Here is a 14,021-nt window from a genome sequence, read left to right as displayed (position 1 = left end):
AGGAGCTTCTTTTAAGATATGTTCCCAGCCTATTCTCTATCTTCATTACGCTCTTGCTGTTTTTTCTCTGTCATACGTTTCTGATATGCACGATCTTTTGCACTTACATGGTTTGCATCAGTTGGAAGATTCTCTTTTGAACGACCAATTCCATTACTCATCTTTTTCGCCTCCTTTTTGCATGTTTCAAAATGCATCTTTATTTTCAGCTAGAGGCACAATCCTTATACAAAAAAATAAGAGCAGCCAGTAGCTGCTCTTACTCATTCACGTATTTTTGAAACATATCATGGATGCCTTGATTTACGAGGTTCGAGATCTGTTCGTCAGATTTATTCGGATAACGATCACGTAATCTGATAGATGCCTTCACCATTAAATTTTCTAATACAGAACGGCCACCTTCTCCATAAATAATTTCAGCATACTTAACCAGTCTTCCATCCTCTAATGTTGCTGGATTATGATTGAAGAAAAATTTACTCATTGTCTCCACCTCTCTTTTGATAACGTTTACATTTATATAGATTATTTATGTTATTTATTTCACAATATTGTATGCATGTATATTTAATTAGTTTCATTATAAAGTAACATATCAATAGTAAATATGTGATTTTCCATCCATTTTGTGAACAAATCAAAAAATGAAAGCGTTTCCTTTATTATATACTAAAAAAACTTACTACGCTAGGGACAATTTTTTTAATCTACTAATCATCTACTTTTCTTTTTTTTATTAAACCTTATACAATTTTCAGAAATTATATTATAAAATATATGTATGACTTAAGGAGGATTTGTATGAATCAAAATAAAAAAGCTATATTAGATCTTGTCTTTTATCTCGTATTCCCATTCCTCATTTGGAAATTTGCAAAACCTTATATCGATCCTTATTACGCAATGTTAATTTCCTCTGTTCCGGGGATTATTTATACACTGTATACCTTTAAAAAAGAAAAACAGTTTAACGTTACAGGGTTCTTTATTTTAATTACACTCATTTCTAATACAACGGTAGACTTAATATCTGGATCAGCGGAACGAATGCTATGGAATGATGCATATTATCATATCGTACTTGGCTGCATCGTTATATGTACAATCTTTATAAAAAAACCACTTATGTTATATTTCGCAGCGGATATTTCAGCACTGCAAGGTCATGATCGTGATAAAAGTCGTGAGCTTTATCGTGATAGTCGTATATATCCAGCACTGCAATATTTAACACTATTTTTCGGCCTTCAATTTATATTAAAAAGCTTCTTGAAAATCTATTTCATCTCTGTTTTCGGTGTAGATGGATATGGTGAAATGAGAGCTATTATGACCGCTGTTGGCTGGGGTATTTCTATTTGCATCGGAATAGGATTTGTATGGGTAAATAATAAGATACATGCGGTTACTGAAGAAAAAGAATCTGTGCAACAATAAATAAAGATCCCCTAGCAGCTTGTTGCACTAGGGGATCTTTATTTTGCCAGACATATTACGAAAAAGTTAGCTTGATTTTTTTCTTTTATTTTTTACATTTCGATAAAACAAAGCAGCGCTCAGTGGCATAACACCAAACCATTTATTTAAGAATGGCTCTTTCTCCGCACGACGTTGTTGTTTCTGTTGTTTTCGATCCTCTTTTGGAGCATCCATATATGACACAAATTGCTGTGTCACAAAGCGTACATAATCATTAGTAGACATATTATCATCACCTCTACTTGATTAGTATGTCCACTTTTTTATTCATTAATCTTTTGCTTTAATTCATTCATAATTTGCTTTACCGACTTATTTGTCGTATCGATATGAATATCAGCCTCTTCATAATAAGCTCGGCGCGATTCAAATTTCGTTATAAATGCATCTATATCTTTCTTCTGAAATAGTGGACGTGTCGTATCTTCACGAAGCCTTTCTGCAATTACATGTGGATCGCAATATAAATACACAACAGTTCCATTTTCCTTCATCCACTTTCGATTTTCCGCTCGTTCAATAATCCCTCCACCCGTTGTAATAATTACATTCTGAACCGGTAGTGAACGTAACATTTCACTTTCATATTCCCGAAAAGCCATTTCGCCTTCTTCGGCAAAAATATCACGAATTGCCTTCTCTTGCTTCTCTTCAATTTTTTGGTCTGTATCTACAACATCCATATGAAGTTCTTTACTTAACACTTTTCCAATTGTTGTTTTCCCGGCTCCCATATAGCCAGTTATGTATATAGATTTCATTTTCGTTCCTCTCAATCATCCGTTATTATTTGTTATTATAACGAAAGATGTTACTTTATTTAATAAAAAAACGTTTTGTTCTTCTTATGCTATGAAGAACAAAACGTAACATACTCACTATTTTCTCGTAATCAAACAAGCTGGCTCACTTTTACTTATAAGTACCTCTTCTCACCCACTGCGTTGCAATCCATTTCTCACCTTTCGTTACAGGTGCTCCTCCATGTAACGTAAGCTCATTTAGTAATTGATCTTGATAAAAATACTCAAAGTATACTGCCATTCCCTTTCTAGGGTGTACAGAAAGATTTAATTTCGGAAAGAATGTTTCCCCGCCTTCTTCTACATCATTTAAGTACATCACAAGAGTACTTATACGATTATTAGCAGCTGACCTGCTATGTTCTGCAAAATAATCATGGTGCGCTTTATATTCTTGATCCACTTCATAATTTAAAATGTGCAATCCTTCTCCATGCGCTACAGGAACATTCGTGATAGATGAAATTCGTTTTTCAATCTTCGAAGTAAGTTCATTCTCTTCCAAAAATGCACCACTACTCGTTCGAATATCATTTACATCACGTGATGAACCAACTTTAGAACGTTTCATATTACTTTTAGACAATTCAATTAATTCAGCGCACTCTTCATCACTTAATACATTTGCTAATACGACAATAAGAGGTTCTTCGAATTTTGAAATAATTTGTATTTCCCTATCCTCTGTCATAATCGTATTTCCTTTATGATCAAAAATAGTTTGTTCCTTATTTTCACCTATTTGATTGTTGTTTGTCATTTCCTTATCTCCCTAGAAAAAAATGATTGGATAGCATGAATATATCATATTCTTTCTACCTTTCTCTTTTTTGAGAAAATTTAAACTTTTGACCATCATTCTTATCCCTTTCCTCAAAGAAATTGACTCCCTCCACAATAGAAACTCATGGTTCTTTTACATATTATCCTTCTACCCAATCAAATATTTTATTATCCTTTTCCCTATACCGAAAGCTCACTGTATAGAAAACTCTCTGTTTTGTAACACATTGCAACGAAATGATAATAACATCATTTTCAAAGACGTACTTTCCACTCACTTCTCCTCTTTCATACTGAAATAAAAAAACATCCTCTTTTTCTTTTTGATGTAAGCCTCTTTTTATATCTGAAATAGCTCGATCAACAAGTTCCTCCATGAAAAAACTTTGTTCTATTTCAGAATAAAATTTTTTATCCGAAAGTAACATATTCGTTTCGTACATCAAAAATGAAATGAATAAAATAAGAAAAATAATTGTTCCTGGCATTACAAATCCATCTTGTTTTCTCATGTTTCTATCTCAATTTCACTATAGCGCACAGCCACGCCTTCATATATTTCACCACTTATATCTTTCACATATATATATAACAAATGAGGTGTTAATTTATACGAAATCGCTTCAATCCTTTGTAATATAAATTCCCTTCCGCGCATATTTACTTTTCTTATTAAATTACTATTCAACTTTTCATACGTCACCTGATCACCATTACGAAGTTGGAAGCGTAAAATATTCCCACCGTTTTCTAGCTCTATCTTCCTCCCACTTGATACTTCACGAAACTCTAATTGCATTTGTCCTAAAAACACATCCCACTCCCAGTCATTTAATCCTTTTGAATGTGTATTTTCTATCCCCATAATATGAAGACGCGGTAAAAGTAAAAAGAACATTGATAAAAGCAACAAACATGCAATCATTTCTATTAATGTAAATCCCGCTTCTTTTTTATTTTTCCTTTGCATAAAGGCATTGCTCCATCGCTTTTCCTCTCCTATCTTTCCACATCGTACAAACTTCATCTCCTCTCCAATATGTGTAATATACAATTCCTTTTATGACTTGCTCTTTTACTCGCTTTTCCTCATTCTCATACTTAAATAAGGCCGCTTCTTTTTTTAATAATATTAATGCTTTATAGCTCATTTTTATATTTTTTCTTTCTTGCATAATTAATAATGTTTGCGGGAGCAATAACGATACCGCCATCATTATTAAACTTAACGCTACAACCATTTCAACCATTACTGACCCTTTTTGACACTTCACGATACGTAAATCTCCCTCTTCCAAGCTGAAATACAATCTCATATTTATACCCTCGATAGGAAAGTAAAATCGTACCACCCCTATTAATATTCCCGCTCGGATTATATGTCATTGGATTTGGAAAGGTATGCAAATCCATTTGGACATCTTTATCATATTCTCTCTTAACAATTAAAAGGTCTGTCTCCGATTCCGAAATATAATACATATGTTTCTCTTTAAACCAGCGTAACGTATAATGTTTTTGACGCTTAATCGCTAACTGCTGCATATACAAAATATCATTTGAAAACTGTTTCAAAAACTGCTCAACTTTTTGTTTTTCATGTAATGAAGTAACGTTAAAATGCGTAACAACACTCAGTACAGAAATAGCAAATAAGACAAGTAGCATTTCTAAAAGAGTAAAACCTTTTTGCTTCACGATTTCCCAGCTGATACCGTACCATCATCGGAAATATGGATTGGTTCACCTTTCGGGCAAGTTTTTGAAGTAATATACTTTCCTGTTTCAAGTTCCTCTATTGATGGAATCTTATTATGTTGCAAGTGATATGCTTGTATTTGTGCTTCTATAGATTTCACATAGGCTGCACATCCTTTTCCTTGGACGGATGAGCGCTGTGTAACTACATTTGGAATAATTAATAGTAATAATACAGTTATGACAACCATAACTAATAACATTTCTAAAAGAGTAAAACCCTCCTCATTCTGCATGTAAATGCCCCCTATATAGAATTCATCATTTGAAACATCGGCATAATCATCGCTAAGTACATCAAAATGACTATAACCCCAAGACATGTAAATAAAATGGGTTGAATCACAAATAACATACGTTTAATTTTTTGTTCTACCTTTTCAATAATGAGCTCACTGTAATCACCAAGCTCATTTGCTAAATTACCGTTTGCTTGTCCATGCGTAATGATATAAGAAAGTTCTTTCTCGTAATAACCGCTTTTATCAATAATAGATTGTAACGGTTCTCCTGCAATTAATTGCCGCTCAATTCGGTCTGCTTCATACTGAAAGAACGGATGATACTTTTGCTTCATCATTATTGTTAATGCTTCGTGTACGGACAATCCACCGTGTAATAAACCACTTAATTGAGTGGAAAAATAATGCGAATGATTTAAAATAAGAAATGTTTTCATAAGGGGAATACGGATCATAATCTTTACCTTTTGAGTAGGCGGAAGTTTTCGGAAATAAAATATATATATACTAAATCCCTTTATAACGATAAGAACAATCATATAAATGAAGTAGGGTAATAATTTAATTGCAACTAAAATTTGCTCCGTAAGTGGTGGTGCTGTAGAACGTAAAGAACTATACATCATTTCAAACTGAGGCAATAAAATGAGGTTAAAAACAGAAAGCATAATCATTAAAAAAAATGATAAAAACATAGGATATCGCATTACTTTCATCATATCTTTCCTATATTTATCTTTCTTGTAAAGAAGTACGCTTCCTTGTTGCAAAGCAAAAGAAATGTCACCATGTCGCTCTGCATAAAACAAATAACTTAACATCTCAGAGTGAAACATTAATTGGTGAAAAGAAGCGTGCAAACTTTGTCCATTTTTCAATCCCTCGATCATACGCTGTAACTGTAATTTCTTTCCTAATGGTAGTTGCAACTGCAAAAATTCTAACGCCTGCAAAAGTGAGTAACCTTTCTCTAATAAATCACTTAATCTTTTACATAATAATGCTTGATCACTTAAACTCCATTTTCTCTTAAACATATACATCTTCTTCTAAAAAGCCTAAAGCATACCCTTTTCGAACCGACGATTCCAACGTTTTATAGTGATACGTAACATGTTCTCCACTTGCTTCTTTAATCGCTTGTTTTAATTCATATCCATATAACAGTTCATAAATGCTTGCCTGTCTCACTTTCCTCATTGATTTACATAAAGTTGCACACTTCCCTCTGCAAAATGGACATTTTAATTCGACGAGCCGCTGAGCAGCTACTGCTAATAATGATTGTTCAATTTCTTGCCTTGTAATACCATAATCCATAAATCGTAGTATCGCTCCTTTCGCATCATTTGTATGCAAGGTTGTCATTACTAAATGTCCCGTCAAACTGGCCCTTACAGCTACTTTTGCTGTTTCTTCATCACGAATTTCGCCAACTAAAATAATATCTGGATCATGACGCAAAATAGCCTTTAATCCCGTTTTATATGTGATACCAGCTTTTTCATTTATTTGAATTTGTAATAAACCGTCTTTTCTTTGCTCAACTGGATCTTCCAGTGTAATGATGCGACGTGTTTGCCATTTTCTAGCTACTTCTAATAACGCATACATTGTTGTTGTTTTTCCAGAACCAGTTGGCCCAGTAAATACGAGTAACCCATGAGAATGCTTTAAAAAAGAGAGTAATTTTTCCGCTGAACTTGGAAATAACGAAAGATGAGACAGTGGCTGTACAGATGCTTGTAAATGGAGGCGAATAACGAGACTTTCTTGATATACTGTTGGAAGTGTTGAAAGGCGTAAATACACTTCTTGTCCATCAATTTGTAAGTACAACGAACCATTTTGAGGTTTTCTCCTCTCTCCTATATCCATTGATGCTAAAAATTTAAAGTGTGAAACAAGCTTTTCTCCAAATTCTTTCTCAATACACCGTTTCGTAATTAAATCTTTTCCAATACGTAATTGAATCGCCACATCCTTCTGCCTGGGCACAATATGTAAGTCCGATGCTTGCACCCTACAAGCTTCTTTCATAATCATATTTGCAAAAAGCTCGACACTATTCATCAAGTTTCCCTCCTCACTATGTATATATCATAAAAAAATGCACAAGAAAAATTAGAGATTTTGTATTTTCACTAAGAGAAAAAGGAAAAATATGTTTGTGAAATTATGAACAATTTCTGAACTATTGTCTGAAATTACCTATATAGAAGTTTATCTGTATTATAATGTTAATATCTTGGATAAAGTGATAAAGGTGGAGATCCTCATGGAACAAGCTTTAAAAATTACAGGTGTGTTATCTGACCCTACTCGTTATTACATTTATAAATATATTTCGCAAAAACATAATTACGTAACTGTACAAGAAATTGCAGATGAGTTTAACATTCATCCAAACGTGGCGCGTTTACATTTATCAAAATTAGAAGATGTTAATATGCTCAAATCAGAAACAAAAAAAACTGGGAAAGGCGGCAGACCAAGCAGACTATACGTCTTGTCTCAAGATGTCATCCAGTTACAATTCCCATTTCGCGATTATCAATTATTAGCACAGATAGCATTTAATTCACTACTAAGCTTAGGTAGCGCCGGTGAAAAAGCGCTATATGAAACAGGAAAACAATTCGGCAAAGAATTAATGCAACAACATATGCATCGCTTAAATGTAAGTGCAGAAGCATTGACGATAGAACAAAAAATGCTAATCGCAAAAGAAGCATTCTCAACAGCTGGCTTATCCCCTGCTTTTGAATTAAGTACAGATGGCACAAAAATTTTCTATGATGTACACAATTGCCCATTTAAAGAAGTTGCTGCGCATCATCCGACTGAAATTTGTAATATGCACGGAGATATGATGAAGGGGATTTTTGAAATCCTATTCCCGAACGTGGAATTAACACGAAACGATAGTCTACTAGATGGATGCAAATCTTGTAACTATAAAGTGAAACTTTAATCAGTGGGGGTTTACGGGCAGTTGATCTCCCACCTAACTTCTTTGCTCAAGCCGAATTTTGAGGTGGGAGTTTTACTGCCCACAAATAGCGGGATAAAGTTCAAATTTAGTTTTTCAACTAAGAAGAAGTCAATATTATAATTGGCTTCTTTTTTATATAAATGAATATTTACAATAGTTAGAAAAATAAACTATAATGAAAAGAGGTTTTACTTTTTTTAGAAAAGGAGGGAGATGGCATGGAGCGCATGTTTCGCGTTCTCGGCTTTTGGACTGGAATTTTCTCGGTTATGTTTTACGTAGGGGATATGCATTCGACCGCACTACTATTTTTAGGACAAACAGGATTCTTCGTACTTTTAAGTTATTTAAAATTAACAGAGCGTATGTATATATACGTATTCGGGGCATATTTAACCGTTTTCTTCATCGGATTTACATGGTACACAACATTTTTACTTGTCCCTGGAGCTGGGCATTAAGAGATGGCAAATTGCCATCTTTTTTTTAATTCCGCAATTCCCTAGTTGACTTATAGGTTTTATTACCTTATATTCTATATAACACATTGGAATTAGGGGGAATCAACATGAATACACTGCTTGTCGGGATTAACATCACAGTCATGCTCATTTTAGTTGGCGTATTGTATTATATGCAACGTAAGCATGTATCTTTTAATAAACGTGTATTTACTGCTTTAGGAGTCGGAATTATCTTTGGTCTTATATTACAATTTATTTATGAACCTACTTCTAAAGTAATTATCGAATCAAATACCTGGTTTAGTTTAATTGGTAACGGTTATGTGAAATTACTTCAAATGATCGTTATGCCACTTATTTTAGTATCTATTATTTCAGCATTTACAAAATTACAATTAACGAAAAACCTTGGTAAAATCAGTGGTCTTATTATCGGAATTTTAATTCTTACTACAGGAATTGCCGCAGCTGTCGGTATAGCTGCAAGCGCAGGATTTGATGTATCAGCAACAGGTTTACAACAAGGTGATGCAGAATCTGCTCGTCTGAAATTAGTAGAAGAAAGATTTACTTCTATTGAAAAGACAACAATTCCAGACAAATTGTTAGAACTGTTGCCTACGAATCCTTTTCTTGATTTAACAGGTGCTCGTCCAACATCAACAATTTCTGTTGTAATATTTGCAGCCTTTATCGGGATTGCCTTTATAGGTGTAAAACGAAAATATCCAGAACAAGCAGAGCTATTTAAGAAAATGCTTGATGCTGTATATGCAATCGTAATGCGTATGGTAACATTAATTTTACGTCTTACTCCATACGGCGTATTAGCTCTTATGGCAAAGACAGTTGCTGGTAGCGATATTAACGCTATTTTAAAACTTGGTAACTTCGTGTTAGCATCTTACGTAGCTCTTATCGTAATGTTTATCATTCACTTATTATTAATCGCATTATCTGGTTTAAATCCAATTCAATATTTGAAAAAAGTGTTCCCTGTATTAACATTTGCATTCACATCTCGCTCTAGTGCTGGTGCAATGCCATTAAATATTGAAGCTCAAAAAGAAAAGCTTGGTATTTCTGAAGGAATCGCTAACTTCGCTGCATCCTTTGGGGTATCTATCGGTCAAAACGGTTGCGCAGGTATTTATCCAGCAATGCTTACTATGATGGTCGCTCCAACTGTAGGAATTGATCCATTACAACCACAATTCATTTTAACTTTAATCGCTGTCGTTGCTATTAGCTCATTCGGTGTTGCCGGTGTTGGTGGCGGTGCAACATTCGCAGCGTTAATCGTACTATCTACAATGAACTTACCAATCGGCATTGTCGCTCTTGTTATCTCAGTTGAACCATTAATCGATATGGGTCGTACAGCTCTTAACGTAAGTGGTTCTATGACAGCTGGTCTTATTTCTAGTAAATGGCTTGGTGAATTAGATCAGGATACGTACAATCAAGATGATGTAAAAACTGGTGAGATTGCTTCATAATAAAAAAGGACGCTAACAATTTATACTGTTAGCGTCTTTTTTATTATGTTCCATCTCTATACATCTTCTCTTGAAAGTTATCACTCCAAGTATTCTTCTAGTTGCTCTTTTAACTCTTCCTCAATCTCATAACAAGATTCATCAACAAGTTCCCCTACTTTCTTACTCCCCCAAACTCTCGACTGAGTTGGCATCCCTAAAAAAGTATTTTCGCATCTCCAAATTGGAATAATGTAAAATTCAATCATCTCTCCTTCTTCATCTAATACCGCTATAGAAACTGATGAATAATATCCTATTTCAAAGGGATTCTCTTTTTCTCATTCAAATCCCATATCTAATTTCATATTTTCCCCTATGTATAAATGCGAATACGCTTTAAAAAATCCAAGTGATATTCGCTCTATTCCATTCTCCATACATTGAATCTTCTCTTTCAACTCCAATGTAAGCTCCTGTGCTTTATATTTCATTTCCGCCTCCTTAAACATAGAAAAAGAGAATACAATAACATATTCTCTTTTCTCAAATATATTTCATTATCTCACAGCCCGTCCCTTTCACAAATAACCATTTTGCTCGCACCATGTATGAAATTGTCCTACATCTACTCCAACTAACACGATATCCTTTAGCTCTACATCAATACTTTGTTCTCCAATTACAATAGCAAAATGGGATTCTAATTGTTTTTCATTTTTCTTTACAGTTCCAATTCGGTTCCGATGCGGCCCATTTTTTATATATGCTTTTTGTCCTACAATATCAAAGTTCAAGATTCTCACCTCTTTTACTGCGCTCAAATTGGAAATACAATCTCCACCTCGGAAAATTTCCTTTCATTGCACTATTTCTCTATATATATGACGAAACAATAAAAGAGTCCTTCCTTCTTTACAATTATTTTTTCTTTGTTTCATTTTTATGATTGAAACGTAAAGTTTATAATAAAATACACTTGGAAGCGCTTTCTACGTAATTTTTTATGTTATAATATAAAAGTAGAACTTCGTAAAGAGGGTTAAAAAATGAATATAAACATGATTAACAAAGTAATTGAAGCATTAAAAGTATATGGCTTTCAGGATGTATCATTCTGTGAAGAAACGAAGCAATTTTTATTTCATAACGAAACCGATATTATGAGCGGCTATGCAGAAATAACATATAGTAGTCAATTCGAAAAATTTAACGTACAAATTCATCCAATTGAAACGCATCACCAAGCAGAGTTACAAGAGGTTGAAAGACATATACAAGCTTGCATACGAAAAGTAGAGTATTTAAATGCACTTCTTACTGGACAAACAAAGCTAGATGATAAAATTATTATTATGTAAAAAAAAAGAACGTGAAGCTATCACGTTCTTTTTCATTATACGTTCATTTTCCCCTTCAGCTGTAATCCTGTAACAGATTCTAATACATCCATCGCTTCTTCAAACGTCATATCAAAAATTGTCTTCTCTTCTATATAGGGAAACTGTCTAAAGCGCTTTTCTAACATTTTCACTGCATCCGATGTGAAGTTTGCGCTATCAATGCCAAATTCTGTTTCAAGAAGCACAATCCAATCTAACACATGAAAACCTAATCCATTTACGAATGAAATAAGTTTTTCTTCTGGCTGTGGAGATAAGAATACGTTTCGCTCCAGCTCACTGAAAAGTTCTTCTCCTAAAATTCCTGCTAACTCATCATCATGTTCGCGTTCAATAATCTCTTCATAACCGTAATCATCAACAAGCTCTTCTACTTCTTCACTATCCGCAAAAAGCAATTGACTAAGAATTGCATCTTTCTTAAATTCACTGTTTTGTACAACCTCTAAAAAACTTGTTTCCCATCCATTTTCTAATTTCATATTTATAACTCCTTTATATGCTTTACTTATAATAACTGTGCCCAAAATAGCCTAATGGTAACCTTCACTCTTTTTTTGCAAGAAATATTTCTCGCTGCATTCCCACGTCTAACATTCCACTTTATTCAATATATATGAGACAAGCCCCTCAATTTCTCCTTCGAAAATATCAACTTCTCGTAAATGGTAGAATGTCGTTTGCAACTCATTGCCCTTGTGATATATATAAATTTTCTTTTCTAAAGCAATTGCCATCCCTAATTCTGTATGACTTCCATTCCCACCCTCTAGTATGAGTAAGAAAACATCAGCTTCTCGTATCGCTTCTTGTTCTTCTTCACCAATCTTTTGCAATTGTTCTCTATTGGTTGCTCTTTCATTTTTCGTCCAATCATATGTATGCTGCCATCCCACTTCTTTCAACTGGCTTGATACGAAACGAACAAGATGTTTATTTTGAAATCCTGAAGCAATATAAAATTTCATTTATATTCACTCCTTAAATATGTATGGGGAAACTCCTTTTTTAGCGTTAATGGGATTTTTTCAAAAAAAATCCCCATCCTTAGAACTTATTTGCGTTTCAATGATGGGGTGCCTCATGATCTTCTTTTATTTTTTGTTTTTTATAACTTTCATCAGCTAACATTTCTAGTTCAGCTGTTATTTCTGATTTTTCAAGCTCTCGTTCTTGTGAAAATTTCCGTGAAATATAAACAATAACACTACCAACGTACAACACAAAGCATATAATAAGTGCAGTATTTTCATAGAGACTTAGCTCCAACACAGTCACTCCTAATCCATTCGTATTTTCACGCTTAATCAATTGGAATTTCCCTATTAACCATTTGTTACCCCGCATTAACGGACAGTAAGACCCCCACCTCAAAATTCAGCGAAAACAAAGAAGTTAGGTGTGGGATTAACTGCCCGTAAAAGCCCGATTGGTTCAACTAATAATCAGTGGGGATGAACCCCCCACTGATTAAAGTTTCACTTTATTGTAACATAAAAATATCAATTCTTGGAATCTTTCATCCTACTAAAAAAGACATGATTGTTTAATCATGCCTCTGAAATATGTTGAATGATAGTTTTAATCGCTTCTTTTCCATTATATTTTTTTAATGCTGTTTTATACGTCTCATTATTATGAGATAGCTCTTCTATATGCTTTATAAGTGAGTTCACCGTTACATCCTCTTCATATAATACCGATGCATACCCTTGTCTTTTAAAGGATTCAGCATTTAAAATTTGATCTCCACGGCTTGCAAATTTCGATAACGGAATTAAAACCATCGGCTTTTGCATTGTTAAAAATTCAAAAATCGCGTTGGATCCCGCACGTGAAATAACAAAATCTGTTGCTGCTAATATATCCGGCAACTCTTCATGTACATATTCAAATTGTCTATATCCTTCTTTATTTTGTAAGGATTCATCAAGATTTCCTTTTCCGCAAAGATGCACAATTTGATAATTTTTCAGAAGATCTGGAAGTGCCGATCGAACCGTTTCATTAATTTTCTTTGCGCCTAAACTTCCTCCCATAACAGTAATAACTGATTTCTTCCGGGAAAACCCTAGAAACTTTAAACCTTTTTCAAGATTTCCTCTTAGTACGTCTTCACGTACAGGCGATCCTGTATATATTACTTTTTCTTTCGGTAAATGTTTCGCTGCTTCTTCAAATGTAACAAATATTTTCGAGGCAAAACGGAGCGCAATTTTATTTGCTAGTCCAGGTGTCATATCAGATTCATGTAATAAAACTGGCACTCTATTTAGCCACCCTCCTATTACGACTGGTACGGATACGAAACCACCTTTTGAAAAAATAACATCCGGTTTTAGTTTACGAATTGTTACGTACGCATCCATAACACCCTTCATCACGAGAAAAGGATCTTTTATATTTTTCAAATCAAAATAACGACGTAGCTTCCCGCTTGCAATACTATGGTATGGGATTCCTTCTTTTTCTATAATCGTTTTCTCAATCCCTTGATGAGAACCAATATAAGAGATATCCCAGTTCTGCTTTTGTAAATGTGGAATAATTGCTAAATTAGGTGTTACATGCCCGGCCGAACCGCCACCTGTAAAGACTATTTTTTTCATACGT

Annotated in this window: 22 protein-coding genes and 2 pseudogenes; 6 read left to right on the top strand and 18 right to left on the bottom strand. The window is 34.0% G+C overall.

Features of this window, described 5'->3' with window-relative positions:
* Window positions 1-29: 29 nt before the first annotated feature.
* Both AC0IXC_RS10525 and AC0IXC_RS10520 read right to left on the bottom strand, forming a co-directional pair.
* Window positions 30-161: a hypothetical protein gene (locus AC0IXC_RS10525; RefSeq protein WP_002088613.1), complete on the bottom strand. Its 132-nt coding sequence runs from the start codon at window positions 159-161 to the stop codon at window positions 30-32.
* Between the two features lie 98 nt (window positions 162-259).
* On the bottom strand, window positions 260-487 hold the full coding sequence (locus AC0IXC_RS10520; protein WP_000032698.1) for a hypothetical protein: 228 nt from the start codon (window positions 485-487) through the stop codon (window positions 260-262).
* 71 nt (window positions 488-558) lie between these two features.
* Here AC0IXC_RS10520 and AC0IXC_RS10515 point away from each other — a divergent pair.
* Together AC0IXC_RS10515 and AC0IXC_RS10510 are read left to right on the top strand one after the other, a co-directional pair.
* Window positions 559-676, top strand: a pseudogene (locus AC0IXC_RS10515) (GTP pyrophosphokinase).
* A gap of 128 nt (window positions 677-804) precedes the next feature.
* Entirely contained in the window at window positions 805-1,440 is a 636-nt protein-coding gene (locus AC0IXC_RS10510; protein ID WP_002015010.1) for a VC0807 family protein, read from the top strand.
* A 66-nt stretch (window positions 1,441-1,506) separates the two neighbouring features.
* Here AC0IXC_RS10510 and AC0IXC_RS10505 read toward each other — a convergent pair whose 3' ends face one another.
* From AC0IXC_RS10505 to comGA, 10 genes are all read right to left on the bottom strand, one after another.
* Window positions 1,507-1,707 (bottom strand): YqzE family protein, encoded by a 201-nt coding sequence (locus AC0IXC_RS10505; protein ID WP_002015009.1) that lies wholly within the window; start codon window positions 1,705-1,707, stop codon window positions 1,507-1,509.
* 38 nt (window positions 1,708-1,745) lie between these two features.
* On the bottom strand, window positions 1,746-2,243 hold the full coding sequence (locus AC0IXC_RS10500) for a shikimate kinase (protein WP_002129082.1): 498 nt from the start codon (window positions 2,241-2,243) through the stop codon (window positions 1,746-1,748).
* A gap of 151 nt (window positions 2,244-2,394) precedes the next feature.
* On the bottom strand, window positions 2,395-3,045 hold the full coding sequence (locus tag AC0IXC_RS10495) for a 2OG-Fe(II) oxygenase (protein WP_471652876.1): 651 nt from the start codon (window positions 3,043-3,045) through the stop codon (window positions 2,395-2,397).
* A 163-nt stretch (window positions 3,046-3,208) separates the two neighbouring features.
* The gene (comGG, locus tag AC0IXC_RS10490; protein WP_471652875.1) at window positions 3,209-3,580 is read right to left on the bottom strand and encodes a competence type IV pilus minor pilin ComGG; all 372 of its coding nucleotides are present in this window, start codon (window positions 3,578-3,580) and stop codon (window positions 3,209-3,211) included.
* Complete coding sequence (gene comGF / locus AC0IXC_RS10485) at window positions 3,577-4,038, bottom strand: competence type IV pilus minor pilin ComGF (protein ID WP_002165076.1); 462 nt, start codon at window positions 4,036-4,038, stop codon at window positions 3,577-3,579. Before comGF ends, comGG begins: the two co-directional genes overlap by 4 nt.
* Entirely contained in the window at window positions 4,022-4,318 is a 297-nt protein-coding gene (locus AC0IXC_RS10480; RefSeq protein WP_002190667.1) for a hypothetical protein, read from the bottom strand. Before AC0IXC_RS10480 ends, comGF begins: the two co-directional genes overlap by 17 nt.
* A complete protein-coding gene (gene comGD / locus AC0IXC_RS10475) occupies window positions 4,311-4,766 on the bottom strand; it encodes a competence type IV pilus minor pilin ComGD (RefSeq protein ID WP_471652874.1) in 456 nt (151 codons plus the stop codon). The genes AC0IXC_RS10480 and comGD overlap by 8 nt, the downstream gene beginning before the upstream one ends.
* Complete coding sequence (gene comGC, locus AC0IXC_RS10470; RefSeq protein WP_002088623.1) at window positions 4,763-5,062, bottom strand: competence type IV pilus major pilin ComGC; 300 nt, start codon at window positions 5,060-5,062, stop codon at window positions 4,763-4,765. The genes comGD and comGC overlap by 4 nt, the downstream gene beginning before the upstream one ends.
* A gap of 11 nt (window positions 5,063-5,073) precedes the next feature.
* Window positions 5,074-6,111 carry a competence type IV pilus assembly protein ComGB gene (comGB, locus tag AC0IXC_RS10465; RefSeq protein ID WP_275900885.1) on the bottom strand — a complete coding sequence of 346 codons (1,038 nt, stop codon included), beginning with the start codon at window positions 6,109-6,111 and terminating at the stop codon, window positions 5,074-5,076.
* Window positions 6,098-7,141 (bottom strand): competence type IV pilus ATPase ComGA, encoded by a 1,044-nt coding sequence (comGA, locus tag AC0IXC_RS10460; protein ID WP_002014996.1) that lies wholly within the window; start codon window positions 7,139-7,141, stop codon window positions 6,098-6,100. The genes comGB and comGA overlap by 14 nt, the downstream gene beginning before the upstream one ends.
* A gap of 205 nt (window positions 7,142-7,346) precedes the next feature.
* On the opposite strand from comGA, the gene AC0IXC_RS10455 reads away from it, so the two are divergent.
* From AC0IXC_RS10455 to AC0IXC_RS10445, 3 genes are all read left to right on the top strand, one after another.
* A complete protein-coding gene (locus AC0IXC_RS10455) occupies window positions 7,347-8,042 on the top strand; it encodes a helix-turn-helix transcriptional regulator (protein ID WP_002014995.1) in 696 nt (231 codons plus the stop codon).
* A 239-nt stretch (window positions 8,043-8,281) separates the two neighbouring features.
* On the top strand, window positions 8,282-8,524 hold the full coding sequence (locus AC0IXC_RS10450; RefSeq protein WP_002015110.1) for a DUF2626 domain-containing protein: 243 nt from the start codon (window positions 8,282-8,284) through the stop codon (window positions 8,522-8,524).
* Window positions 8,525-8,631: 107 nt separating this feature from the next.
* Window positions 8,632-10,026: an L-cystine transporter gene (locus tag AC0IXC_RS10445; protein ID WP_471652873.1), complete on the top strand. Its 1,395-nt coding sequence runs from the start codon at window positions 8,632-8,634 to the stop codon at window positions 10,024-10,026.
* A gap of 80 nt (window positions 10,027-10,106) precedes the next feature.
* Here the strand turns inward: AC0IXC_RS10445 and AC0IXC_RS10440 are convergent.
* Together AC0IXC_RS10440 and AC0IXC_RS10435 are read right to left on the bottom strand one after the other, a co-directional pair.
* Window positions 10,107-10,499 (bottom strand): annotated as a pseudogene (locus AC0IXC_RS10440) (hypothetical protein).
* Between the two features lie 87 nt (window positions 10,500-10,586).
* Entirely contained in the window at window positions 10,587-10,802 is a 216-nt protein-coding gene (locus AC0IXC_RS10435) for a DUF3912 family protein (RefSeq protein WP_002034026.1), read from the bottom strand.
* Window positions 10,803-11,054: 252 nt separating this feature from the next.
* On the opposite strand from AC0IXC_RS10435, the gene AC0IXC_RS10430 reads away from it, so the two are divergent.
* Window positions 11,055-11,366, top strand: a complete 312-nt coding sequence (locus AC0IXC_RS10430; protein ID WP_002165070.1) for a hypothetical protein — start codon at window positions 11,055-11,057, stop codon at window positions 11,364-11,366.
* 35 nt (window positions 11,367-11,401) lie between these two features.
* Here the strand turns inward: AC0IXC_RS10430 and AC0IXC_RS10425 are convergent, their stop codons facing one another.
* The 4 genes from AC0IXC_RS10425 to AC0IXC_RS10410 form a co-directional block, all read right to left on the bottom strand.
* Complete coding sequence (locus tag AC0IXC_RS10425; RefSeq protein WP_002015119.1) at window positions 11,402-11,890, bottom strand: hypothetical protein; 489 nt, start codon at window positions 11,888-11,890, stop codon at window positions 11,402-11,404.
* Between the two features lie 108 nt (window positions 11,891-11,998).
* Entirely contained in the window at window positions 11,999-12,376 is a 378-nt protein-coding gene (locus tag AC0IXC_RS10420; RefSeq protein WP_002034029.1) for a nucleoside 2-deoxyribosyltransferase, read from the bottom strand.
* A 97-nt stretch (window positions 12,377-12,473) separates the two neighbouring features.
* Window positions 12,474-12,716 (bottom strand): DUF3966 domain-containing protein, encoded by a 243-nt coding sequence (locus tag AC0IXC_RS10415; RefSeq protein ID WP_085960924.1) that lies wholly within the window; start codon window positions 12,714-12,716, stop codon window positions 12,474-12,476.
* Between the two features lie 242 nt (window positions 12,717-12,958).
* Window positions 12,959-14,017 carry an undecaprenyldiphospho-muramoylpentapeptide beta-N-acetylglucosaminyltransferase gene (locus AC0IXC_RS10410; protein ID WP_002067149.1) on the bottom strand — a complete coding sequence of 353 codons (1,059 nt, stop codon included), beginning with the start codon at window positions 14,015-14,017 and terminating at the stop codon, window positions 12,959-12,961.
* Between the last annotated feature and the right edge of the window lie 4 nt (window positions 14,018-14,021).

This window comes from Bacillus sp. AC266 (genome assembly GCF_979253805.1).
Note: the sequence above shows the minus strand (reverse complement) of the source record. Positions and strands in the feature narration are given on the sequence as shown.

What these genes read in the sequence shown, in the direction of transcription:
- AC0IXC_RS10525 (WP_002088613.1), bottom strand. Translation starts at nt 161, where the DNA reads ATGAGTAATGGAATTGGTCGTTCAAAAGAGAATCTTCCAACTGATGCA.
- AC0IXC_RS10520 (WP_000032698.1), bottom strand. Translation starts at nt 487, where the DNA reads ATGAGTAAATTTTTCTTCAATCATAATCCAGCAACATTAGAGGATGGA.
- AC0IXC_RS10510 (WP_002015010.1), top strand. Translation starts at nt 805, where the DNA reads ATGAATCAAAATAAAAAAGCTATATTAGATCTTGTCTTTTATCTCGTA.
- AC0IXC_RS10505 (WP_002015009.1), bottom strand. Translation starts at nt 1,707, where the DNA reads ATGTCTACTAATGATTATGTACGCTTTGTGACACAGCAATTTGTGTCA.
- AC0IXC_RS10500 (WP_002129082.1), bottom strand. Translation starts at nt 2,243, where the DNA reads ATGAAATCTATATACATAACTGGCTATATGGGAGCCGGGAAAACAACA.
- AC0IXC_RS10495 (WP_471652876.1), bottom strand. Translation starts at nt 3,045, where the DNA reads ATGACAAACAACAATCAAATAGGTGAAAATAAGGAACAAACTATTTTT.
- comGG (WP_471652875.1), bottom strand. Translation starts at nt 3,580, where the DNA reads ATGAGAAAACAAGATGGATTTGTAATGCCAGGAACAATTATTTTTCTT.
- comGF (WP_002165076.1), bottom strand. Translation starts at nt 4,038, where the DNA reads ATGCAAAGGAAAAATAAAAAAGAAGCGGGATTTACATTAATAGAAATG.
- AC0IXC_RS10480 (WP_002190667.1), bottom strand. Translation starts at nt 4,318, where the DNA reads ATGGTTGAAATGGTTGTAGCGTTAAGTTTAATAATGATGGCGGTATCG.
- comGC (WP_002088623.1), bottom strand. Translation starts at nt 5,062, where the DNA reads ATGCAGAATGAGGAGGGTTTTACTCTTTTAGAAATGTTATTAGTTATG.
- comGB (WP_275900885.1), bottom strand. Translation starts at nt 6,111, where the DNA reads ATGTATATGTTTAAGAGAAAATGGAGTTTAAGTGATCAAGCATTATTA.
- comGA (WP_002014996.1), bottom strand. Translation starts at nt 7,141, where the DNA reads ATGAATAGTGTCGAGCTTTTTGCAAATATGATTATGAAAGAAGCTTGT.
- AC0IXC_RS10455 (WP_002014995.1), top strand. Translation starts at nt 7,347, where the DNA reads ATGGAACAAGCTTTAAAAATTACAGGTGTGTTATCTGACCCTACTCGT.
- AC0IXC_RS10450 (WP_002015110.1), top strand. Translation starts at nt 8,282, where the DNA reads ATGGAGCGCATGTTTCGCGTTCTCGGCTTTTGGACTGGAATTTTCTCG.
- AC0IXC_RS10445 (WP_471652873.1), top strand. Translation starts at nt 8,632, where the DNA reads ATGAATACACTGCTTGTCGGGATTAACATCACAGTCATGCTCATTTTA.
- AC0IXC_RS10430 (WP_002165070.1), top strand. Translation starts at nt 11,055, where the DNA reads ATGAATATAAACATGATTAACAAAGTAATTGAAGCATTAAAAGTATAT.
- AC0IXC_RS10425 (WP_002015119.1), bottom strand. Translation starts at nt 11,890, where the DNA reads ATGAAATTAGAAAATGGATGGGAAACAAGTTTTTTAGAGGTTGTACAA.
- AC0IXC_RS10420 (WP_002034029.1), bottom strand. Translation starts at nt 12,376, where the DNA reads ATGAAATTTTATATTGCTTCAGGATTTCAAAATAAACATCTTGTTCGT.
- AC0IXC_RS10410 (WP_002067149.1), bottom strand. Translation starts at nt 14,017, where the DNA reads ATGAAAAAAATAGTCTTTACAGGTGGCGGTTCGGCCGGGCATGTAACA.